Source organism: Nonomuraea sp. 3-1Str (assembly GCF_031570565.1).
Lineage (GTDB): Bacteria > Actinomycetota > Actinomycetes > Streptosporangiales > Streptosporangiaceae > Nonomuraea.
This window is the reverse complement of sequence record NZ_JALHBK010000002.1, coordinates 614,283-635,233: the sequence shown is the minus strand read 5'-3', so window position 1 is coordinate 635,233 and position 20,951 is coordinate 614,283. Positions and strand designations below refer to the sequence as shown.

Below are 20,951 nucleotides of genomic sequence, written 5' to 3'. Positions count from 1 at the left end.
GCTTCTTGGACTTGCGGATCTGGATCCTGCGCACGGGATACCTGTTCCTTTCGCGCTCCGCCGCCTGAGGCGGCCGTTCCACGCGCCGCCTCAGGCGGCCGTTCCACAGCACACGGGGCCCGTGGAGATGCTCCGGCCGTCCGGCAGCAGCTCCCCCGTGTCCTCGAAGATCACCACGCCGTTGCAGAGGAGGCCCCATCCCTGCTCGGGATGGAAGGCGACCAGGCGGGCCGCGTCGTGACTCGGGTCGTCCGCCGGTGGACACGGCGGCTGGTGCTGGCACATGGCTCGTACCTCTCTCCTTCGGTTGAGCCAATGTCTAAGCACTCAGCTTGCCCGGCGCACGGCAACAGAGCCACGGGATAAATCCCTATTTCGGTACCTAGACGCCAGTACCTACGTAGTCAGGTCAGGAAACGGTCGAGCGGGAGGCACCGCACGGTCAGGCGGGCGGAGCCTCGCGGACGACGCGCACTTCCCCCGCGGGGACCGTGAGCGCGCCGTCCACCGGCAGGCCGCCGGGGAGCGTGACGCCGGTGGCCGGCACCGTCGCGCCGGCCTCCGTGTGGTTGATGGCGAACAGGTACGACCGGCCGTCCGGGTGCGCCCGCCGTACGAGCTCGACACCCGGATGGGACGTGGTGCCGACCCCGGCGTCCGCGCAGACCTCGGCCACCACGCGGCCCAGCAGGTCGCCGTCGGGCAGCGTGGTCAGGTAGTGGGCCGTGCCGTCGCCCCACGCGTTGCGGGTCCAGGCGGGCTCCCCGCTGGTGTGGACGTCGAGGACCTTCGCGGTGGTGGCGCGCGCGAGCTCGCTCCACACCGTGCCGGCGCCTCCGCCCGCGAGCGTCACCGACTCGCCGGCGGCGAGCGGGAAGAACTCCTCGACCGTCACCCCGAGCAGGTCGCGGAACGCCCCCGGGTAGCCGCCCAGCCGCACCCGGTCGTGCTCGTCCACGATCCCGCTGTACGGGCCGACGAGGACGGTGCCGCCGGCCGCCGCGAACCGCTCGATGTTGGCCGCGCCCCGGTCGCTGATCAGGTAGAGGGCGGGCACGACGAGCAGTTTGTACGCGGACAGGTCGCCCTCCGGGTGGGCGACGTCGCAGGTGACGCCGGCCTTCCAGAGTGCGCCGTACCACTGGCGGATCACCTCGACCGGGTCGTGGTCGGCGGTCGGCTGGGCCGGGTGGTCCTCCGCCCAGACGCTGGCGTAGTCGAGCAGGACGGCGGCGTCGGCGGTGACCGTGCTGCCCTCCACCTCGGCCAGGTCCTTGAGCAGCGCGCCGAGGGCGGTCACCTCGCGCCAGATCTTCGTGTCGGTGCCCGTGTGCGGGACCATCCCCGAGTGCCACTTCTCGGCGCCGGCCCGGGAGGCCCGCCACTGGAAGAACATGATGGCGTCCGCTCCCCTGGCGAGGTGCTGGACGGAGTTGCGCAGCATCTCGCCGGGCCGCTTGGCGCGGTTGTATCCCTGCCAGTTGACGCCGCTGGTGGAGTGCTCCATGAGCAGCCACGGGCGGCCGCCGCTCAGCGAGCGGGCGAAGTCGGCGGAGAACGCGAGGTGGATGTGGGGGTCCTCGCCGATGAGGTAGTGGTCCGTGGCGACGGGGTCCACCTCGGGGGCGAACGACCAGTAGTCCATCTCCCAGTGCATCCCGGCCATGAGGTTGGTGGTGGCGGGGACGCCGGGGGTGATGCCGGCGAGCAGGTCGCGCTCGGCCCGGAAGAGGTCGAGCAGCGCGTCGGAGCTGAACCGGCGGAAGTCGAGCTGCTGGCCGGGGTTGGTGAACGTGGGGGTCGCCCGGGGCGGCAGGATCTGCTCCCAGTCGCTGTAGCGCTGCGACCAGAAGGCGGTGCCCCAGGCGTCGTTGAGCGCGTCGAGGGTGCCGTAGCGCCCGCGCAGCCAGACGCGGAAGGCGGCGGCGGAGGCGTCGCAGTGGCAGCGGGCGTTGTGGCAGCCGTACTCGTTGTGGATGTGCCACATGGCCAGCGCCGGGTGGTCGCGGTAGCGCCGGGCCACCTGCTCGGCGATGCGCAGCGCCCGCTCCTTGTAGATCGGCGAGCTGGGGCAGAAGCCCTGCCTGCTGCCGTGGTACAGCCTGCGGCCGTCGGCGTCGACGGGCAGCGCCTCGGGATAGGTGTGGCCGAACCACGGGGGCGGGGCGGCCGTCGGGGTGGCCAGGCACGCCTGCACGCCGTTGGCGTGGAGCAGGTCCATGACCTTGTCGAGCAGGCCGAAGTCGAACCTGCCCTCCTCCGGCTCCAGGAACGCCCACGAGAAGATGCCGACGCTGACCCGGTTCACCCCGGCCTCGCGCATGAGGGCGACGTCCTCGGCCCAGGTCTCCTCGGACCACTGCTCGGGGTTCCAGTCGCCGCCGTAGACGATCACAGGGGGGCTCCTCGCGGGGACGGCGTTCGGGGACGCGTGGCCGCGCCAGGGTGTATTAAAACGTTCTTCTTCGTCCGGGACAAGGGCGGTCCGCGCGTTGACATCACCTGAATTGACCGATCGTTCCAGTAAGGGCTAGGGTTCGAGCATGGCCAGGAGCAAGGAGTTCGACCCCAGCGCGGCGCTCGACGCGGCACTGGAGCTGTTCTGGGAGCGGGGCTACGAGAGCACCTCGATGGCCGACCTGGTCGAGCGGCTGGGCATCGGCCGGGCCAGCCTGTACGCGACGTTCGGCGGCAAGCACGAGCTCTACATGAAGGCGCTCCAGCGCTACCTGGACGCGCAGAGCCCGTCGCCGATCGAGATGCTGTCCCAACCCGGCCCGGCGCTGCCGGCCGTCCGGCAGCTGGTCGAGATGTACGCCCGGCAGTCGTCCAGCGACGAGGGCAAACGCGGCTGCATGATCGTCAACGCGGCGGCCGAGCTGATGCCGCGCGACGAGGAGGTGTCCCGGTTCGTCGACCGCAACTGGGAGGGCCTGGAGACGGCCCTGACCTCGGCGCTCATCCGGGCCAGGGCGCAGGGCGAGCTCGCCCCGGACCGGGACCCGCGGGCGCTGGCCAGGTTCCTCATGGTGCTGCTGCAGGGGATGCGCGTCATGGGCAAGGCGTCGGCCGACCCGGCGCGGATGCGCGACGCGGCGGCCCACGCCCTCAGCCTGCTCTGAAGCCTCCCCTCTGGAAGACGAGGAAGACCTTGCCATGCCCTCTATCTGGAACGAACGGTCTAGTTCGGTTGGTCCGGCGTTCATCGTGCTCGCCGGCTCTCAAGTCGTCCTCATCGCGTCGATCACGCTCCTCGTCGTCCCGCTCCCGTCCATCCAGCGTGAGCTCGGCCTGGATCCGGCCGACCTGGCGCTGCTCAACTCGGCCTACGGGCTGTCGTTCAGCGGCCTGCTCCTGCTCGGGGGAAGGCTTGGCGACCTGTACGGGCACCGCCGCGCGTTCCTGACCGGCGTGGCCGTGTTCGGGGTCGCCTCGGCCGCGGCCGCGCTGGCGCCCGGGCACCTCGTCCTGCTCCTGGCGCGGTTCGCCCAGGGCGTGGGGGCCGCGATCACGGCTCCGGCGGCCATGGCGCTGGTCCGGCAGGTGGTGCAGGAGGAGCGCCGGCCACGGGCGATGGCCGTGTGGGGGACGCTGTCGGTGACCGGCGCGACGGCGGGCAGCCTGCTGTCCGGTGTGATCGCCGCCCTGGTGTCATGGCGATGGGCGTTCGCCATCCCGATCGCGGCCTCGGCCGCCGTCATGGCCGCCGCCCGGCTGCTCCCGGACCGGGCTGCCGGCGGGACCTCCGGCCGGGCGCCGCGGCTCGACGTGCCCGGAGCGGTCCTGGCGACCGCGGGCATGGTGACGCTGAGCTTCGGACTGCTGTACGCCGCGCCGATCGTGGCGGGCGCCGGCGGGCTGCTGCTGGCGGCGTTCGCCGCCGTGGAGCTCCGCGCGGCCGAACCGCTGCTCCCCCTGGGCTTCCTGGCCTCGCCCCGCCGGTCCGCGGCGCTGGTCGCCGTCCTCGTCACGGCCGCCGCCAGCGCGACCACCACGTTCTTCCTGACGCTCTGGCTCCAGCAGATACGCGGCCTGACACCGTTGCAGACCAGCGCCGCGTTCGCCCCGTACCTGCTGGTGCTGGCCATGGGGCCGGTGTCGGGACGGCTCATCGGGCGCCTCGGCGCCCGCGCGGTGACCGTGTGCGGGCTCGGACTCGGGGCGCTCTCCATGGGGCTGCTCAGCCTGATCGAGCCGGGCACCCCGTACGCCGGAGTGGTGCTCGCCGGGCTGCTGCTCTTCCCGGTCGCCTCCGGGCTGGCGCTGTCGGGGGCGACCGTGACGGCGCTCGACGGCGTGCCCGCCCGCCAGGACGGGCTCGGGGCCGGGCTGGTCAACACCGCGATGGAGGTGGGGCCGACCGTCGGGCTGGCGGCGCTGGCGGCCCTCGCCGCGGCACGCACCGGCCCGCATCGGGATCCGGCCGCCGTCACCCACGGATACGGCTTCGCGCTGGCCGCCACCGCACTGCTCTTCATCCTGACCGCGGCGCTGACCGGCTTCGCCGGCCGCAGCCCGCGCGACGAGAACACCCACAACCGAGAGGATCGTCATGAGGTTCGCAGATAAGGTCGCGCTCGTCACCGGCGGCGGCTCCGGCATCGGCCGGGCCACCGCGCTCGCCTTCGCCCGCGAGGGAGCACGCGTCGTGGTCGCCGGCCGGAGCAGGGAGCCGCTGGAGCAGACCGTGAAGCTGGCCGAGGAGGCCGGCGGCCGGGCCGCCGCGATCACGGCCGACGTGACCCGCGCCGCGGACGTGCAGCGGCTGGTGGCCGGGACCGTCGCGACGTACGGGTCGCTGGACGTCGCCGTCAACAACGCCGGGGTCTTCACGGCGGGGCAGGCAGCCGAGATCGACGAGGACGACTGGGCCTTCACCTTCGCGGTCAACACCACGGGCGTCATGCTGTCCATGAAGTACGAGATCGCCCACATGCTCACGGCCGGCGGCGGGGTCATCGTCAACATCGCCTCGCAGATCGGCGCCCACCAGCGCCTCCCCGGCCTGGGGGCGTACGGGGCGAGCAAGGCGGCCGTGGCCGCGCTGACGCGCACGGCGGCCCTGGAGTACATCCGGCAGGGGATCCGGATCAACGTCGTCAGCCCGGGAGCGCACGACACGACGATGTCGATGCGCCCGGGTGAGACGGAGGCGGACCGCGCGGAGCGGATGCGCGACGCGCTCCCCGCCGGACGGGTCGGCACTCTGGAGGAGGCGGCGGGCGCGATCCTCTGGATCGCCTCGCCGGAGGCCGGCTTCGCGGTCGGCCACGACCTGGTGGTGGACGGCGGCGCCGCCCTCTGACGCGGCCGTGGGGCGGGTTCGGCCGGTGGCGCGGCGGACAGGTGCCGCTGATGATCGAAGGATTCCGTGACGACGAGGTGCGGCTCGACGGCGAGGTGCCCGTCTTCTTCCGGCACGCGGGCCAGGGGCCACCCGTGGTGCTGCTGCACGGCCATCCCCGCACCTCCGCCACGTGGCACCGCGTCGCCCCTCGCCTGGTCGGGGCGGGATTCACGGTCGCCTGCCCCGACACCCCGCGGCGGTCACGCGCGTGGCCCTGCTCGACTGCGTACCGATCACCGAGCACCTGTCCCGCATGACGGCGAGGTTCGCCGCCCTCTACTGGCACTGGTTCTTCTTCGCCCAGCCCGGCATCCCCGAACGCGTCATCAACGCCGACCCCGACGCCTGGTACGACGGCGACCCCGATGCCATGGGACACGCCAACCACGCGGAGTTCCGCCGGGCCACCCGCGACCCCCGCGTCGTGCGGGGCATGCTGGAGGACTACCGCGCCGGCCTGACCGTCGACCGGCGTGACGAGGAGGCCGACCGGGCCGCCGGCGCCCGGCTGCGCTGCCCCGCCCTGGTCCTGTGGTCCGTCCGCGACGACCTGGAGGACCTCTACGGCGACCCGCTCGCCCTGTGGCGTGACTGGGCGGACGACCTGCGCGGCCACGGCGTCGACTCCGGTCACCACATGGCCGAGGAGGCCCCCGCCGAGCTGGCCGCCGCCCTGACCGCGTTCCTCAAGGGCTGAGCCCGGGGGCTCCTGGGACGCCAGAGGCCAAGGTGACGATCTTGATTAAGGCGGATAAATCGTCATATAGAGCATTAATGCATCCGCTACGCGGGTGTGTCGGTTAGCGGGGCCTAGCCGCGGAGATGGCGTTCTTGATAAACATTTCCGCGCCACCCGCGGGCGCTTTCCTAAACCGGCCATCCATTAAGGGCGATAGTGAGCGAACCGATCCAGCCGTCCCTCCTGGGAACGCACTCTGTTCGCCCCCCGTCAATGCTCTCTCGGCGGGAGAACCCGGTTGCTGGCGGATGATTTCTTCCTCATCGTGTGGGACACGACGGGCACAGGCAAGCCGCGCCTCTACCTCCAGGGGCTGACATTGGGCCTGGCCGGAGCCCTGCTCGGGGAGCTGGTGCTGGAGAACCGGGTCACGGTGCGCGGCGCGCGGCTCCAGCTTCTCGACCGCCTGCCGCTCCGCGAACGCGTCGCCGACGGCATCCTCGCCGATATCGCTAATTCGCCCCAGCACACCGATGTGCGTACCTGGCTGGCGTACCTCGCGCAGCGTTCCCTCCCCGACGTGACCGGCCGGCTGCTGGGTATCGGGCTGCTGGAATGCGTGACTCCTAAATTGTTGAAACACAAACAGAATCGGTATTTCGCCACGGAGTTCGGGCCGGCCGTCTGGCCGTCCACCCGGCTGCGCCTCTCACTGGTCCGCCGCCGGCCGCTGAATCCGTACGACATGCTGCTGGCCGCACTCGTGGACGCCTGCGGCATGACCGACACCGTCGTCGAGGACACCGGCCACCGGCCCGAAGCGCACCGCCACCTGACCGCCGTCCTCGCGGCCATGCCGCAGCCCCTGAGCGACCTCAGCCGCCACGTCAGCGCGGCCGTCGGCGACGCCGTCCTCACCTACCGCACCTGACCCCCCGCTGAACCCCCAGAGAGGTATCGGATGCCCGTCGCCCCCTCGACCACCCGCCCGGACCCCATCGCCGGCGCCCTGGCCGCCGACCGGCTCGGCGCCCCGTCCGTCGTGTACTTCGTGCTGTCGGCCGCCGCTCCGCTGACCGTGGTCGCCGGCGTGGTCACCACCGCCTACGCCGTCACCGGCATCACCGGCCTGCCCGTCGCCTTCCTCGCCGTGGGAGCCGTGCTCGCCGTCTTCGCCGTCGGGTACGTCGCCATGGCCCGGCACATGGCCAACGCCGGAGCCTTCTACACCTACATCAGCCGGGGCCTCGGCCGTCCGGCCGGCATCGCCGCGGCCTGGGTCGCGCTGATCGCCTACAACGCGCTCCAGGTGGGCCTGTACGGGGCGTTCGGCGCGGCGGCCACCCCCCTCGTCGAGCGGTGGACGGGCGTCTCGCCGCCCTGGTGGGTGCTGTCGCTGGTGGCGTGGGCGCTGGTCGCGGTCCTCGGGGTGATGCGGATCGACATCAACGGCCGGCTGCTCGCCGTCCTGCTCACCGCCGAGGTCGCGGTGATCCTGCTGTTCGACGTGGCCGACCTCGCCGGGCCGGCCCCGGCCGGGCTCTCGCTGGAGACCCTGTCGCCGGGCGCGCTGTTCGTGCCCGGGGTGGGCGCGCTGCTGATCACGGCCACGCTGGGCTTCGTCGGGTTCGAGTCGGCCGTGGTCTTCTCCGAGGAGAGCCGCGATCCCCGCCGGACGGTGCCGACCGCCACGTACACCTCGGTCGCCGTCATCGCCGGCATCTACGCCCTGTCCGCCTGGGCGATGACGGTCGCCACCGGCCCTTCCGCCATCGTCGCGGTCGCCCGCCGCGACGGCGCCGAGACGATCTTCACCATCGCCGCGACGCACCTCGGCGCCACCGTGGTGGACCTCGCCCGGGTGCTCTTCGTCACCAGCCTGTTCGCGGCGATGATCTCCTTCCACAACACCACGGCCCGTTACTTCTTCGCCCTCGGCCGCGAGCGCGTGCTGCCCGCCGTGTTCGGCCGCACCCGGCCGCGCACCGGGGCGCCCAAGGCCGGCTCGATCGCGCAGAGCACGCTGGGCTTCCTCGTGATCGTCGGGTACGCGGCACTGGGCCTGGACCCGCTGGTCCAGCTCTTCTTCTACGGCGGCTCCTTCGGCGGCTTCGGGGTGCTCCTCCTGGTCTTCGCCACCTCCGTCGCCGTCATCGCCTTCTTCTCCCGGCAGCCGAGCGGCGAGGACGTCTGGCGCCGGCTGGTCGCGCCCGTCCCGGCCGCCGCGGCGCTGGCCGTCATGGTGTACCTGGCGGTCACCAACTTCTCGACGGTCCTCGGCGTGCCGGACGGCGACCCGCTGGCCTGGATCCTGCCCGGCGTGTACGCGGGCGCGGCCGTGGTGGGCCTGCTGTGGGCCCTGGTGCTGCGCAGCGGACAGCCGGCCGTCTACTCCCGGGTCGGGCTGGGAGCCAAGGCCGCGACCCTCCACGACATCGCCCGCTGATCCGCGAGGAGACCCCTGCCATGCCCGCACGACCCTGGTCCCGCGTCATCCGCCGCGCCGGCGCCGCCGACGTGCCGCGCGTCGCGGAGCTGATCGCGACGGCGTTCGCCCCTCTCGACGCCGTGGCGTACCTCGTGCCCGAGCCCGCCGGCCGGCACGAGATCATGACCGCCGACTTCCTGATCCTCGTCGAGCACGCCGCCCGGCACGGCCGGATCGACGTGATCGACGACGCGCCGGCCGCCGCCGTCTGGTTCCCGCGCACGGGCCCGGTGCCCGAGCCGCCCGGGTACGAGCGCCGGCTGGCGGAGGCCACCGGGCCGTGGCTGCCCCGGTTCCGGCTGCTGGACTCGCTGTTCGACAAGCACCACCCGGACGAGCCGCACCACCACCTGGCGTTCCTGGCGGTCCATCCGTCACGGCAGGGCCAGGGGCTCGGCACCGCCCTGCTGCGCCACCACCACGCCGAGCTCGGCGGGCTGCCCACGTACCTGGAGGCGAGCAGCCCGCGCAGCCGCGCCCTGTACCTGCGGCACGGGTACCGGCCACGCGAGCCGTTCGCGCTGCCGGACGGCTCGACGTTCTGGCCGATGTGGCGCCCCGGCGACCCGCCGGCGGCGGCCTGACGGACGCGCGGGAAACGCGAGCCGTCACACGGGGGACACCTCGTGCGCCCGGTTTAATGCCGCCGCAATGCCACGGATCGTGGCCGCGTAACAGCCGGTGGTGAGACTGGCGGCCATGAGCGATGCACCGAAGGCGATCCACCCGCGTCCCGAACCCGGCCGCCGGCACCACGCGCGCTCCTGGCGGCGGGAGGCCGTCGAGGTCGCCGTGCTGTTCCTGGCGGTCGGCCTGGCCCACCTGCTCGCCACGCTCCTGGGGCACACCGACCCCGGGCCGGTCGTGCTGGTCGGGCTCGGCGCCGCGCTGGTCCTCGGCTCGGCCATCCACAGGAGACTCCACGGCGGCCCGCCCTCCGGAGGCGGGCGCCCGGGGACCGGCGGAAGGGGCGGAGGCCGGCCCGGCGGCGGAGGGCGGCCGGTCACACCGCCTCCGGGCGGTGCCGGGACGACCATGACGCTGTGGCGGGTCCGGATGCGCGTGGTCGAGCGGCCCGGCCGCCTCGCGGAGGTCGCGGGCGCGTTCGGTCGCCTGGGCTGCAACATCCTCTCCCTGCACATCGCCCCCACGGGCAGCAGCGCCATCACGCCGGCGGGCTGCGACGCCCTGGACGAGTTCGTCGTCGAGGCGCCCACGGGCCTGGAGCCGGACGCCGTGCGCGCCGCGCTGTCGGAGGCCGGCGGCCTGGACGTGCTGGTCGTGCCCGCCCACGTCAAGGACCTGACCGACCCGGGCATCCAGGGCCTGCTGCTGGCCCGCCGCGTCCACGACGACCCCGAGCAGCTCCCCCAGGCGATGGGCGAGCTGCTGCGCGCGCCCGACGTCGAGTGGCGCCGTCCGGGCGAGACCGTGGACGAGGACGGCGAGCTGAACAGCACGATGGTGGTCTCCGTCCACCCGGAGCGCGCCCTGCTGCTGCGGCGTCCCGGCCTGCCGTTCACGCCGACGGAGGCGGCCCGCGCCGCCGCGCTGGCCGCCGCCGCCCGCGACGCCCGCTACAGCCGGGCATGAGGCGCCGAGCCGGCTGAAAGTTTCATCGCGCGTTGCCGGGCTCCGGGCGCCGTGTTTCAATGCCTGCACACGGGTGCTGCCGGGCGGGGCGGGTCGTGGACGGATTCCCCTTTCGCTCGAACAAGGGACTCCTCCATGAGACCGATCCGGTCGGCGGCCCTGGTGGCCGCGATGGCCGTGGCCCTGGTGACGAGCCTGCTGGTGGCGTTGTCGCCGCAGCAGGCACAGGCCCACGGCGTCACGATGTTCCCCGGCGCGCGCACGTTCCTGTGCTGGCAGGACGGCCTGCGCGACAACGGGCAGATCATCCCCTACAACCCGGCCTGCGCGGCGGCGGTCGCGCAGAGCGGCTCGACCCCGCTCTACAACTGGTTCGCGGTGCTGCGCTCCGACGGCGCCGGCCGCACGACGGGGTTCATCCCCGACGGCCAGCTCTGCAGCGGCGGCACGGGCGGCCCGTACGACTTCACCGCCTACAACGCGGTCCGCTCCGACTGGCCCGTCACCCACCTGACCTCGGGCGCGACCATCCAGATCCGGCACAGCAACTGGGCGGCGCACCCCGGCTCGTTCGTCTACTACATCACCAAGAACGGCTGGAACCCCGACGGGCCGCTCAAGTGGTCCGACCTGGAGTCGTTCGGCAGCGCCGCCAACCCGCCGCAGTCCGGCGGGACGGGCGCGCTCAACTACTACTACTGGAACGTCCAGCTCCCGTCGGGCAAGAGCGGCCGGCACATCCTGTACATCCACTGGATCCGCTCCGACAGCCAGGAGAACTTCTACAGCTGCTCCGACGTGGTCTTCGACGGCGGCAAGGGCGAGGTCACCGGCGTCGGCCCGAACGGCCAGTCGCCCGGCACGACCCCGACCGTCACCTCCACGGCCACCCCGACCGTGACCCCGACCTCCTCCGGAAGCTGCTCCGCCACCTGGCGCACCATCGCCACGCCCGGCTGGGCGGGCCACTTCCAGGGCGAGGTGACCGTGCGCAACCCGGGCTCCACGCCGCTGAACGGCTGGACGGTCCGGTGGGCGTACAGCGGAGGCCAGGGCTTCGACGGATCACCATGGAACGGCGTGCTCTCCTCGCAGCCGCCCAACGTGACGGTCAAGAACGCGCCCCACAACGCGCAGCTCGCGGCGAACGCCAGCACCACGTTCGGGTTCAACGCGACCGGCACCGCCCCCGATCCGGCTCCCGCGCTGACGTGCACGAGCCCCTAGGCGACGACCGGCCCGGGGCGGGGACCGTGACCCTGTCCCGGCGGAAGGGGGTCGTGGCGGCGATCGCCGCGGCCCTCCTCCTGCTGGCCGGGGTGGCCGTGGTCCTGGGCGTGCAGCAGGCTGACCGGCACGACCTGGAGCGGCGGCTCGCGGCCCGGGTGACGGCCCTGCTCGAACAGGCGACACCCGCCGAGCATCACGAGCACGGCCACGACTTCGGTGAGAACGCCGGTCGGGTGGTGTGCGCGGTGGAGCCGTTCGGCTTCGACCCGCCGGCCGCCCGGACGGTGGCCGAGGTGCGGTGGGTCTACGCCCGGCACATGTGCGCGATCACCGGTGCGGGCACGAACTGGGCCATGTCGGTCCGCGCCTCGGGCCCGATCGCGGTACGGCTGGGTGACGCGCCATGGGTCAGGGTCCCCGAGCCGGGCCCGGGCTATCCGGACCGGGTCAGGGAGATCATCCCGGAGCGCTGGCACGAGGAGGCGTTCGAGGAGTTCGCGGACGAGGGGGTGATCGACGCGGCGCGCGACCGGTTCGAGCGGGAGACCGCTCGCTGACCACGGGCCGGCTGACCACGGGCTCGCTGACCACGGGGCGGGTCATGACGTGGAGAACGCGGCCGGCGGAGAGGGGGGAGGTCTCAAGGCCGGCCGCGTCCCTGCCATCCGGGCGGGATGGTGTCATGGAACGGTCACACGGTTCAGCGGGACGGCCTCACCTCCTGGCTTCGACGGGAGCGCGGTATGGGAGCCGGATATGGAGCCCGATGTGGGAGCGCTCCCAAGCAGGATTGTGGGAGCCGGCGGCCAGATGTCAACGAAAAGCGGCCACGAACGGCGAGACTTCCCGCCCCACCTGGATCTGTCCGTGAAACTTTCACGGAGGTCGGCGAAGCTCCCGGAAAGGGTCATGACGCGCGTGACGCGCGCCGCCCGGGGTAGGCGGCGGCGTAGTCGAGAGGAGACCGTCATGCCCGACAGCTCGCACCGGCCGGAGACGATGGAGGAGACGGACGTCATCGATCTGCTGCTGGCCCAGCACGCCATGATCAGGGACATGTTCGACGAGGTCGAGGCGGCGGGCCCGCAGGAGCGGGGCGAGGCCTTCACCCGCCTGGTGCGCCTCCTCGCCGTGCACGAGACGGCCGAGGAGGAGATCGTCCACCCGTACGCCCGCAAGGTCATCGACGGGGGCGAGGGCGTCGTCGACGAGCGGCTGGCCGAGGAGCGCGAGGCCAAGGAGCTGCTCCAGCAGATGGACAAGGACGGGCCCGACGCCCCCGACTTCCTGGAGAGGCTCGCGGTGCTGCGCGCCGCCGTCACCGCGCACGCCCGCAGCGAGGAGCGCTACGAGTTCGCCAAGCTGCGGGCCGAGACCAGCCCCGCCGAGCGCCGCGCGATGTCCGCCGGGGTCAAGGCCGCCGAGGCGATGGCGCCCACCCATCCGCATCCGGGCGTCGAGTCGGCCACCAAGAACCTCCTGGTCGGGACGCCCACCGCGATGATGGACCGCATCCGCGACGTCATCCGGCAGGCGAAGAAATGACCTTCCCGCCCGGTACGCGCGCCCCGGCCCGCGGTGAGGCACCCGGGGCGAGCGGGCCCGCCCTCGGGGCCGAGACCGGGCCCGTGGTGCTCGGGGCCGCCGCCGTCCCCGACCGGGGCACGGTGGCGCTGGCCCGGGCGCACGGGCTGTTCAACGTGGTGGGCGGGCTCTGGCCGCTGCTGCACATGCCGAGCTTCGAGCGGGTCTTCGGGCCGAAGACCGACCGCTGGCTGGTCCGTACGGTGGCCGGGCTGCTGGTCGGCGTCGGCTGGACCCAGCTCCGGGGCGCCTCGACCGTGGCGGGGGCCGAGCAGGCGCGCCGCGTCGGCCGGGCCACGGCTGCCACGCTGCTGGCCGTCGACCTGGTGTACGTGCCGAAGGGTCGCATTTCGCCCACGTACCTGCTGGACGCGGCCGCGGAGGGCTTCTGGCTCCTCGCCTGGCGGCGCCGCCCGCGGCCACGCGTCGAACGGAGGTGAGGCGCGCGCCGTCCGAGCGGCGACGGTAGGGCTGTCCCTACCCCGGACCGGCCTGCGGGCGGCATCGTTCCGGGCCGTCCGCGTCCGTAGCGTTCTCCTCATGACGACCCTCCGGCATCGCATCGCCTCCGACACCCGCTACACGCTCCTGGGCCTGCCGACCGCTCTCGCCTCGTTCGCCCTGGTCGTGACCGGTGTCGCGGCCGGGCTGGGCAGCGCGGTCGCCGTCGTCGGCCTGCTGGTGCTCGCCGCCACCGCCCTCCTGGCGCGCAACGTCGCCGACAGCGAGCGCGCGGCCCTCGCCGACGTCCTGCGCCGGCCCGTCACCCGTCCCGTGTACGCCCGGCCGCCGGTGGGGGCCGGCTGGTGGCGGCGGACGCTGAACCCGTTGACGAGCGCCCAGACCTGGATGGACCTGCTGTACGGCATCCTGGCGCTGCCGTTCGCCATCGTCTCCTTCGTCGTCACCACCGTCTGGTGGGCGGGGGCGATCGCCGGTCTGACGTTCCCGCTCTACGGGTGGATCATCGCGGGGATCCCCGGCTTCGACGGCGGGCTGCCGCAGCTCCTCGGCCTGGGCAGCGGCACGACGACGTTCGTGCTGTTCAACACCGCCGTGGGCGCGCTGTTCGCGCTGACGCTCGCGCCCGCGGTGCGGGGGGCCGCGCTGTTCAGGGCGGTGCCCGCGCAGATCCTGCTGGGCCGCCCCGTCACGGACGGCCCGTACGAGGCGGCCGCGTACGGGCCCTCGCAGCCGGCCTTCCGCGCCACCGCCCACCTGTGAACCCGAGCGGCCGCGAACCGGGGCAAGGCAGAACGAAAGGGGCCGGCCGCCACAGAATCCCTCCCGGTCAGCGGCGGCCGGCCCCCTCCCCCCTCCATGTCAAAGCTTGACGGTTACCGCGCTGACCAGGAAGGATGCGGCGTTCCGAGGAACGGTTTTCCCCGGTGAAAGCTCCGTATAGATGCCATAATCCCGGTGATGCAAGCACCGGACGCGAGCCCGAGAGGGCAGCTGGGCGACTTCCTGAGCACGCGGCGATCCCTGATCACCGCGGCGGACGTGGGCCTGCCGGAGACCGGCCACCCGCGACGCGTGCCGGGTCTGCGCCGGGAAGAGGTGGCCCAGCTCGCCGGCATCAGCATCGACTACTACACGCGCCTGGAGCAGGGCCGCGTGCGCACCGCCTCCCGCCCGGTGCTGCACGCCATCGGCCGCGCCCTGCTGCTCAACGACGACCAGCAGCGCCACCTCATCCAGCTCGCGCACCCCGACGACGCCGTCGAGCGGCGCGGCGGCCCGACGGCCCGGGTGAGCCCCCAGGTGGAGCGCCTGCTCGCCAACCTCGCCGACACCCCGGCCCTGGTCATGGGCCGCTACTTCGACATCCTCGCCTGGAACCGGCTGGCCGCCGCGCTGCTCGGCGACCTGGCCGCCATGGAGCCCCGGCACCGCAACTACGTGCGGATGACGTTCCTCGACCCCCACGTCCGGGCGATGCTCGTCGACTGGCGCGAACGCGCCCAGGAGGCCGTGTCCGCGCTGCGGCTGGCGGCGGGGGTGGCCTGCGACGCGCCCCGTCTGCGGGAGCTGGTGGGCGAGCTGTCCCTGCGCGACCAGGACTTCCGCACCTGGTGGACCCAGCACCTGGTGACCACGCGCACCTCGGGGAGCAGCCGGCTGGACCACCCGGTGGCGGGCCGGTTCAGCGTGGACTGGCAGGTCCTCACCTGCGTGGACGACGGCGCCCAGGCGATCGTGCTCATGAGCGCCCCCGCCGGCGGCCCCGACCACGCCGCCATCAGGACGCTCGACGCCTGGGCCGAGCGGCAGGGCCTCGCCCACGGCGCCACCTCCCTTCCATCGGCCTGAGAGCCCCGCGCACCACCCGCGGCCGTCGGGGCGCCCTCTTGACCAGCGCGAGGGAATAGCCGCTCACAGACAGGGGCAAATCCCCGGCATTCCGCTCTTTATCAGAGGTGTTGCCATGGTTTCCGCGCGTCGGCTGATCAGCCGGATGGTCTACGGTTCCCGCTACGATCGCGTGCCCTTGCCCCAGCGTGCCTACGTCCGTCCCGGCGAACGCCTGGTGCGCGAGGCCCGATGGCAGTGGCGGCTGCGGCGCGCCCCGGTGGTGCCGCTCGCGGACTACGCGGCGGGCATGCCGCTCGGCGACATCGAGGAGTTCGTCACCTGCACGATGTGCGGGGAGTCGCGCCAGCAGCCGCTGTTCGAGCCGGCCAACGGCGACGGGTGGAGCTACCACGTGGTCCGCTGCCCCTCGTGCGGCTTCCTCTACCGCAACCCGAACATCCGCCCCGAGCACCTGGGCGACCTGTACGCCACCGGCTACAGCGGCTTCCTGAGCGGCGCGTACGCGGCCAACCGGCAGCGCCGCTACCGGCTGACCATGGACACGTTCGCCCCGGTGTTCAGCGACGGGCGCGGCCGGCGGCTGCTCGACTTCGGCTGCGGCGCCGGGCTGTTCCTCGAACTGGCCGAGCAGCGCGGCTTCGAGGCGTACGGCGTGGACCTGTCGCCCGACTCGGTGGAGCAGGCGAACGCGCGGCTGACCCGGGCGCGGGCGTACTTCGGTGCGCCGCGGGACGTGCCGGAGGTCGCGGAGGGCGGCTTCGACGTGATCACACTCTGGTCGGTGCTCGCGCACCTGCCGAGGCCGTTGTCGGACTTCACGGAGTTCAGGCGGCTGCTGGCGCCGGGGGGCGTGCTGCTCGTGCTGACGGTCAACGCCCGGTCGCTGCTGCTGAAGACGCACGGCCCGGCGTGGAGCGGCTTCACCAAGAACCACCTGATGTTCTACGCGCCCGAGACGCTGCGGACGCTGCTGAGCCGTACCGGCTTCGGGGCGTGTCCTACGCGCCGCACTACGGCGACCCGGTTGAGGCCGGCACCGACCGGCTGACGGCGCCGCAGCGGCGGCGGTTGCGGCGCACGATCCTGACCTCCTACGCCGGCAACATGATGCGCGCGCTGGCCTTCGCCGACGAGGAGGCGATCACCCGCTGGGGCGGCGACCGGCGGATCCACCGGCTGACAGGGAGCACGGCGACGCGGCCGGTCCCGGCCGTCGATTGACCGTTTCACCGGGAGAGATCCGCGTACGGCCGGGACCCCCGGCCCGGCCGGGGGTCCCGAACGGCGGACGGCGCGTCAGGTGCGGCGCCAGCGCGACTCGCCGAAGCAGTAGCCCGCGAACAGCAGCAGCCCGACGGCCACCACCATCAGCAGCCACGGCCCCACCGGGGTGTCGGCGAAGGCCCGCAGGGTGGCGTCGATGCCGCCGGCCTTGTCGGGGTCGTAGGTGATGGCCGCCTGCACCACGAAGACGCCCGCGAGGGCGGCGATGGCGCCGCGCGCCAGGTAGCCGGCGGTGCCGAGCCGGTCCATCGCCTTGCGGGCCGTGGGTGACATGCGGCTCTGGTCCAGCTCCTTGCGGAACTTCTTCTTCCATCCCTGGTACATCCAGTAGACGCCGAGCCCGATGATGCCGAGCCCGATCAGCCCCACGATGAACTGCCCGCCCGGCAGGTCGAGCAGCTTGCCGGTCACGTCCTGCGACTTCTTGTCGTCCGACGAGGCCCGCCCGGCCAGCAGCAGGGTCAGCAGGGAGCCGACGATCAGCACGTACACGGCGGTGCGGAACGCCGCCTCGACGCGGTCCTTCGCCTTGAGCCCGCCGAACAGCGCCTCCGACGCCTGCCACAGGGCCAGTCCGGCGAAGCCGACGACCATCACCCACAGCAGCACCGCGCCGAACGGCAGGCTCGCGATCGTGGTCATCGCGCCGCCCTTGTCGGCCTGCTTGCCTCCATGGCCGAGGGCGATCTGCACCGCCAGCACTCCGATCAGGGCGTACAGGATGCCGCGGCAGGCCAGGCCGATCCTGGCGAGCCGGTCGAGCATCGGATGGTCGGCCGCCCGCCGCGCCATCGCCTGGGCCTGACGCCCGGCGTTCTCCACAGTGGTCACCGGATCCTCCTCACATCGCCCGAAGACGACCTTCCGAGTGCCCTGGAACGCGGCGTCCAAGCCTGTGGAGAACGTGTGGCCAGGTCAGCGGGGTGTGAGAACCCAGCGCCAGGAGCCCGCACCCTCGCTCTTGCCGGTGGCGGCGAGCTGCGTGGTCCTGCTGCCGTCCACGCTGACGAGCACGAGCCCGTTGTCGAACTCGTCGTCGCACTCCCCGGCGCAGCCCAGCGCGATCACGTTGTCGTCATCGGCCCAGGCGAGAAGCCGGAGCACCTTCTGCCGGCCGGCGACGGCCCCGGTCGCGACCTCGGTGATCTTCGTGGGCAGCCCGTCGCGGCCGAGCACCAGCCTCCCGTCGGGAGACACGGCGGACCTGCCGGTCTGGCGGATGTACCGGTCGCTGTGCGGGGGCTCGTGGCGCTCGCCGTCCTGGGTGTAGAAGACGCGGTCCGGCGTGGTGGTGGTGGGCCCCCAGACCAGCGAGCCGTCCAGGCTCCAGCCGAAGTCCTGGCGGGGGTTGGCGTTGCCGGGTTCGCCACGCTCGAGATCGTTCAGGGAGGGCAGCTCGTGGTACTCCTTCTCGCCCGTGGCGACGTCGATGACGTAGTAACCGGTACGGAGGCCCTGGTTGCGCTTCTGTACCAGGGAGTCCTCAGTTTTCTGCCACAGGTCGGGATAGGCCGAGTACGTCGTGACCAGCAGCTTCGTGCCATCGGGTGACCAGACGACCGAGCCGGCGTCGTGCTCCAGGCCGATGGAGGACAAAACCTCGCGTGTGTTCGTGTCGAGGACGACGATCCGCCTGCCGAGCCCGTCACCCTGGATCGCGGCGGCGGTCTGGAGTCCAGGAGCGACGTCGACCCAGGCCCAGGAGGTCTTCTCGTAGCCGTCCGTCTTGGGGTCGTACAGCCACCAGGTGCGCCGCAGCCGCTCCTCGTTCCCGGGCAGCTTCTCCATCACGGAGGTCCAGTAGGCGGAGACCGCCACGCTCCCGGCCGCGATGAGCTTGCGTGGCGGCCGGTTCCCGATGTCCGTCCGCACGTCCGTGGGCGCGGGCGACGGCCGCGCCGGGAGCGTGACGCCCGTCGCCGGTCGTACAGGGGCCTGCCGGTGGTCCACGCCCAGCCCGGACACGGCGACGGTGACGGCGACCGCCACCCCCGCGGCCAGCACGCCCACGCCGGCCGGGAGTACCCACCTCCTGCGCCGGCCTCCGAGCGCCCGGTCGGCCAGGTCGTGCGGCACCCGGGCCTCGCCGGCCCAGTCCTCCAGGGTGTCGCGCAGCAGTCGGGTCATCGGACGGCCTCCAGTTCCTCGGCGAGCTCGGGGGCGATCTCGCGCAGCCGGGCGAGGGATCGGTGGGCGGTGCTGCGGACCGTGCCGACGGAGCAGCCGAGCTCCCGGGCGACCTGATGGTCCGGCAGGTCCTCGAAGTAGCGGAGCACGAGCACGGTGCGTTGCCGCGCGGTCAGCCGGGCCAGCGCGCCGCGCAGCACCATGCGCAGCTCGCTCTGGTGGGTGCGGTCCTCGCCGGGCAGCTCGGGCGGCACGGCCTGGACGACCTCGCCGCGGCGGGCCGTCGTGCGCCACCAGCTGATGTGCTGGCGGTACATGATCTGCCTGACGTACGCCTCGGGCGCCTCGACCCGCCGCCACCGGGACGCCAGCTTCGCCAGCGCGCTCTGCACCAGGTCCTCGGCCGCGTACTGGTCACCGCCGGTGATCAGGTAGCCGAGGCGCATGAGCGCGGGCGAGCGGGCGGAAACGAACTCGCGGAAACCTCGCTCGTCTGCGGGGTCCACGGTCACCTCCAAGAGATGTGGATGTCACCCTCTCAGACGCCACGTCCCCCGCCCCGCTATGCGTGGGACCCCCGCTTGCACGCGAACGGAGGGCGGCCGCCCTCCCGGCGACCGCCCTCCGGCCCGTGGTGGGTGGGCCCGCGATCAGTGCGTGGTGCGCGCGGCGAGGCGGGACGCCCCCGCGGTGTCGCCGCGCTCCGGGATCGAGCTCAGGTTGAAGGCGTACCTGATGGTCGAGTCGGCGATCGCGTCGGCGTTGACGTCGAGCGCGGTCGCGTCGATGTTGGCCGTGCTGTCGCACGCCTGGTGGTAGCAGGCGTCGTAGGCGACCCCGGCCGTGCCGCCGAACACGGCGGCCTCCTCGGCCGTCTTGATGTCCTCGGCGCCCGTGAAGATCCCACCCGACGGGATACCCGCCGCGATGAACGGCCCGTAGTCGGAGCGCCCGTCGAAGTCGGTGCCCACGTGACCGAGACTCCGGGCGTCGTAGAAGGCTTCGAGCTGCTGCTCGATCTGCGCCGAGCCGGGCGGGCCCGCCGGCGAGCCCTCGGCGTCGGAGTCGTCGCCGTCGTACAGCTTGTAGGCGTAGTTGGGCGAGGCGACCATGTCGAAGTTCAGGTACAGCCGGATCCGGTCGCGCTGCTCGTCCGTCAGTCCCTCCACGTACTGCTCGGAGCCGAGCAGGCCGATCTCCTCGGCCGCCCAGAACCCGAAGCGCACCTTGTTGCGGACCGGGTAGTGGGCCATCCGCAGAGCGGTCTCCAGGATGGCCGCGCTGCCGGAGCCGTTGTCGTTGATGCCCGGCCCGGCCGTCACGCTGTCGAGGTGGGCGCCGGCCATGACGACGTTCCGCGGGTCGCCGAGGCGCGTCTCCGCGATCACGTTGTGGTCGGTGCCGAGCTTGAGCGTGGCGTCCACCTTGAGGTGGACGGTCGCGCCGGGAGCGGCGGCCAGCGCCTGGCCGACCGCGAAGTCGGCGAAGACCATGGGCACGCCGGCCCGCCACTCGCCGATGTCCAGCGGGAACGCGTCGGTGCGACCCGGCTGGCCCTCGTTGAAGACGATGACGCCGGACGCCCCGGCGGACCCGGCGTTGCGGATCTTGGTGGCGAACGCGCACGTGCCGCGCTGGATGAGCGCGATCCGGCCGGCCACGAACCCGTCGAAGTCGGAGGACTCACAGCCGCTGGTGGAGGTGGGCGCGGGCGTCGGCGGCAGCGTCAGGTCCACCCCCTGGACCTGCGCGGTGACCTCGCCGGCGGGTGACGGCTGGAAGGTGAAGAAGTCCTCGTCCGGGGTGTACGTCCGCGGGTCGGGAGCGGTCAGCTCCAGGGTCGGCGGGCCGTTCTGGGTCCAGCTCTCGACGAAGTGGACGGGGTCGAGCGTGACCCGGTAGCCGGCCTTGCGCAGCTTGCCCGCCACGTAGTCGCGGGAGGCGGCGTAGCCGGGCGTGCCCGCGGCCCGGGTGCCGCCGTTGGCGTCGGCGATGGCCTGGAGCGCGTCCAGGTGCTTGCGCACGTTCGCCCCCGTGACCTGCCTGGTCAGCAGTCCGGCGAAGGAGTCGTCCAGCCCCTTGGCCTGCGCCGGGCCGGTCGCGGCCACGGGCAGGGCGAGGGCCGCGACGACGGCGGTGACTCTGGTGATGATGGATACGCGCATATGGCTCCCCCACAGCGAGATGAATGACCGGATTCACGAACGAGGAAGGGCCGTAACCGGCCGTCCCGTGTGGCTTCCGGCTCGTTCGCCGACATGAGCGCGCCCATCGCGGGCAGGGACCCGATGTCCGCCGCCCGC

General features: G+C 72.8%; 21 protein-coding genes and 1 pseudogene. 16 read left to right on the top strand and 6 right to left on the bottom strand.

Translation table 11 applies throughout. From position 1 onward, the window contains the following. Positions 1 to 90 precede the first annotated feature (90 nt). Together MTP10_RS06780 and MTP10_RS06775 are read right to left on the bottom strand one after the other, a co-directional pair. Positions 91 to 285: a DUF5999 family protein gene (locus tag MTP10_RS06780; protein ID WP_310708137.1), complete on the bottom strand. Its 195-nt coding sequence runs from the start codon at positions 283 to 285 to the stop codon at positions 91 to 93. Between the two features lie 157 nt (positions 286 to 442). Next, entirely contained in the window at positions 443 to 2,395 is a 1,953-nt protein-coding gene (locus MTP10_RS06775; protein WP_310708136.1) for a beta-galactosidase, read from the bottom strand. Between the two features lie 148 nt (positions 2,396 to 2,543). On the opposite strand from MTP10_RS06775, the gene MTP10_RS06770 reads away from it, so the two are divergent. From MTP10_RS06770 to MTP10_RS06690, 16 genes and pseudogenes are all read left to right on the top strand, one after another. Continuing rightward, a complete protein-coding gene (locus tag MTP10_RS06770; protein WP_310708135.1) occupies positions 2,544 to 3,122 on the top strand; it encodes a TetR family transcriptional regulator C-terminal domain-containing protein in 579 nt (192 codons plus the stop codon). An 85-nt stretch (positions 3,123 to 3,207) separates the two neighbouring features. Beyond that, on the top strand, positions 3,208 to 4,569 hold the full coding sequence (locus MTP10_RS06765) for an MFS transporter (protein WP_310708134.1): 1,362 nt from the start codon (positions 3,208 to 3,210) through the stop codon (positions 4,567 to 4,569). Next, positions 4,553 to 5,305 (top strand): glucose 1-dehydrogenase, encoded by a 753-nt coding sequence (locus MTP10_RS06760; protein ID WP_310708133.1) that lies wholly within the window; start codon positions 4,553 to 4,555, stop codon positions 5,303 to 5,305. Before MTP10_RS06765 ends, MTP10_RS06760 begins: the two co-directional genes overlap by 17 nt. Positions 5,306 to 5,355: 50 nt before the next feature. Beyond that, positions 5,356 to 6,044: pseudogene (locus MTP10_RS06750) on the top strand (alpha/beta fold hydrolase). A 280-nt stretch (positions 6,045 to 6,324) separates the two neighbouring features. Next, on the top strand, positions 6,325 to 6,957 hold the full coding sequence (locus MTP10_RS06745; RefSeq protein ID WP_310708130.1) for a GPP34 family phosphoprotein: 633 nt from the start codon (positions 6,325 to 6,327) through the stop codon (positions 6,955 to 6,957). A gap of 30 nt (positions 6,958 to 6,987) precedes the next feature. Next, entirely contained in the window at positions 6,988 to 8,472 is a 1,485-nt protein-coding gene (locus MTP10_RS06740; RefSeq protein WP_310708129.1) for an APC family permease, read from the top strand. A 20-nt stretch (positions 8,473 to 8,492) separates the two neighbouring features. Further along, on the top strand, positions 8,493 to 9,098 hold the full coding sequence (locus MTP10_RS06735) for a GNAT family N-acetyltransferase (RefSeq protein ID WP_310708128.1): 606 nt from the start codon (positions 8,493 to 8,495) through the stop codon (positions 9,096 to 9,098). Positions 9,099 to 9,213: 115 nt separating this feature from the next. After that, positions 9,214 to 10,107 carry an ACT domain-containing protein gene (locus MTP10_RS06730; protein WP_310708127.1) on the top strand — a complete coding sequence of 298 codons (894 nt, stop codon included), beginning with the start codon at positions 9,214 to 9,216 and terminating at the stop codon, positions 10,105 to 10,107. 135 nt (positions 10,108 to 10,242) lie between these two features. Further along, positions 10,243 to 11,334: a lytic polysaccharide monooxygenase gene (locus MTP10_RS06725; RefSeq protein ID WP_310708126.1), complete on the top strand. Its 1,092-nt coding sequence runs from the start codon at positions 10,243 to 10,245 to the stop codon at positions 11,332 to 11,334. Continuing rightward, positions 11,319 to 11,894: a hypothetical protein gene (locus MTP10_RS06720; RefSeq protein WP_310708125.1), complete on the top strand. Its 576-nt coding sequence runs from the start codon at positions 11,319 to 11,321 to the stop codon at positions 11,892 to 11,894. Before MTP10_RS06725 ends, MTP10_RS06720 begins: the two co-directional genes overlap by 16 nt. A gap of 412 nt (positions 11,895 to 12,306) precedes the next feature. Then, on the top strand, positions 12,307 to 12,882 hold the full coding sequence (locus MTP10_RS06715; protein ID WP_310708124.1) for a hemerythrin domain-containing protein: 576 nt from the start codon (positions 12,307 to 12,309) through the stop codon (positions 12,880 to 12,882). Next, positions 12,879 to 13,361, top strand: a complete 483-nt coding sequence (locus MTP10_RS06710) for a hypothetical protein (RefSeq protein WP_310708123.1) — start codon at positions 12,879 to 12,881, stop codon at positions 13,359 to 13,361. The genes MTP10_RS06715 and MTP10_RS06710 overlap by 4 nt, the downstream gene beginning before the upstream one ends. 100 nt (positions 13,362 to 13,461) lie before the next feature. Further along, on the top strand, positions 13,462 to 14,145 hold the full coding sequence (locus tag MTP10_RS06705) for a sensor domain-containing protein (protein ID WP_310708122.1): 684 nt from the start codon (positions 13,462 to 13,464) through the stop codon (positions 14,143 to 14,145). Positions 14,146 to 14,343: 198 nt separating this feature from the next. Continuing rightward, positions 14,344 to 15,234, top strand: a complete 891-nt coding sequence (locus MTP10_RS06700; protein WP_310708121.1) for a helix-turn-helix transcriptional regulator — start codon at positions 14,344 to 14,346, stop codon at positions 15,232 to 15,234. A gap of 115 nt (positions 15,235 to 15,349) precedes the next feature. After that, positions 15,350 to 16,285: a class I SAM-dependent methyltransferase gene (locus MTP10_RS06695; RefSeq protein WP_310708120.1), complete on the top strand. Its 936-nt coding sequence runs from the start codon at positions 15,350 to 15,352 to the stop codon at positions 16,283 to 16,285. Next, positions 16,231 to 16,458, top strand: coding sequence for a hypothetical protein (locus MTP10_RS06690; RefSeq protein WP_310708119.1), 228 nt, complete (start codon positions 16,231 to 16,233; stop codon positions 16,456 to 16,458). Before MTP10_RS06695 ends, MTP10_RS06690 begins: the two co-directional genes overlap by 55 nt. 75 nt (positions 16,459 to 16,533) lie before the next feature. Here the strand turns inward: MTP10_RS06690 and MTP10_RS06685 are convergent, their stop codons facing one another. The 4 genes from MTP10_RS06685 to MTP10_RS06670 form a co-directional block, all read right to left on the bottom strand. Beyond that, on the bottom strand, positions 16,534 to 17,352 hold the full coding sequence (locus MTP10_RS06685; protein WP_310708118.1) for a DUF1206 domain-containing protein: 819 nt from the start codon (positions 17,350 to 17,352) through the stop codon (positions 16,534 to 16,536). Positions 17,353 to 17,436: 84 nt separating this feature from the next. After that, a complete protein-coding gene (locus tag MTP10_RS06680; RefSeq protein ID WP_310708117.1) occupies positions 17,437 to 18,648 on the bottom strand; it encodes a hypothetical protein in 1,212 nt (403 codons plus the stop codon). Next, positions 18,645 to 19,154, bottom strand: coding sequence for a SigE family RNA polymerase sigma factor (locus MTP10_RS06675; RefSeq protein WP_310708116.1), 510 nt, complete (start codon positions 19,152 to 19,154; stop codon positions 18,645 to 18,647). The genes MTP10_RS06680 and MTP10_RS06675 overlap by 4 nt, the downstream gene beginning before the upstream one ends. 144 nt (positions 19,155 to 19,298) lie before the next feature. Next, a complete protein-coding gene (locus MTP10_RS06670; RefSeq protein ID WP_310708115.1) occupies positions 19,299 to 20,813 on the bottom strand; it encodes a M28 family metallopeptidase in 1,515 nt (504 codons plus the stop codon). Between the last annotated feature and the right edge of the window lie 138 nt (positions 20,814 to 20,951).

Excerpts from the sequence above, each read along its gene's own strand:
- MTP10_RS06700 (WP_310708121.1), top strand. The coding sequence starts at position 14,344 with ATGCAAGCACCGGACGCGAGCCCGAGAGGGCAGCTGGGCGACTTCCTG.
- MTP10_RS06740 (WP_310708129.1), top strand. The coding sequence starts at position 6,988 with ATGCCCGTCGCCCCCTCGACCACCCGCCCGGACCCCATCGCCGGCGCC.
- MTP10_RS06695 (WP_310708120.1), top strand. The coding sequence starts at position 15,350 with ATGGTTTCCGCGCGTCGGCTGATCAGCCGGATGGTCTACGGTTCCCGC.
- MTP10_RS06710 (WP_310708123.1), top strand. The coding sequence starts at position 12,879 with ATGACCTTCCCGCCCGGTACGCGCGCCCCGGCCCGCGGTGAGGCACCC.
- MTP10_RS06770 (WP_310708135.1), top strand. The coding sequence starts at position 2,544 with ATGGCCAGGAGCAAGGAGTTCGACCCCAGCGCGGCGCTCGACGCGGCA.
- MTP10_RS06705 (WP_310708122.1), top strand. The coding sequence starts at position 13,462 with ATGACGACCCTCCGGCATCGCATCGCCTCCGACACCCGCTACACGCTC.
- MTP10_RS06730 (WP_310708127.1), top strand. The coding sequence starts at position 9,214 with ATGAGCGATGCACCGAAGGCGATCCACCCGCGTCCCGAACCCGGCCGC.
- MTP10_RS06725 (WP_310708126.1), top strand. The coding sequence starts at position 10,243 with ATGAGACCGATCCGGTCGGCGGCCCTGGTGGCCGCGATGGCCGTGGCC.
- MTP10_RS06670 (WP_310708115.1), bottom strand. The coding sequence starts at position 20,813 with ATGCGCGTATCCATCATCACCAGAGTCACCGCCGTCGTCGCGGCCCTC.
- MTP10_RS06735 (WP_310708128.1), top strand. The coding sequence starts at position 8,493 with ATGCCCGCACGACCCTGGTCCCGCGTCATCCGCCGCGCCGGCGCCGCC.
- MTP10_RS06760 (WP_310708133.1), top strand. The coding sequence starts at position 4,553 with ATGAGGTTCGCAGATAAGGTCGCGCTCGTCACCGGCGGCGGCTCCGGC.
- MTP10_RS06680 (WP_310708117.1), bottom strand. The coding sequence starts at position 18,648 with ATGACCCGACTGCTGCGCGACACCCTGGAGGACTGGGCCGGCGAGGCC.
- MTP10_RS06715 (WP_310708124.1), top strand. The coding sequence starts at position 12,307 with ATGCCCGACAGCTCGCACCGGCCGGAGACGATGGAGGAGACGGACGTC.
- MTP10_RS06780 (WP_310708137.1), bottom strand. The coding sequence starts at position 285 with ATGTGCCAGCACCAGCCGCCGTGTCCACCGGCGGACGACCCGAGTCAC.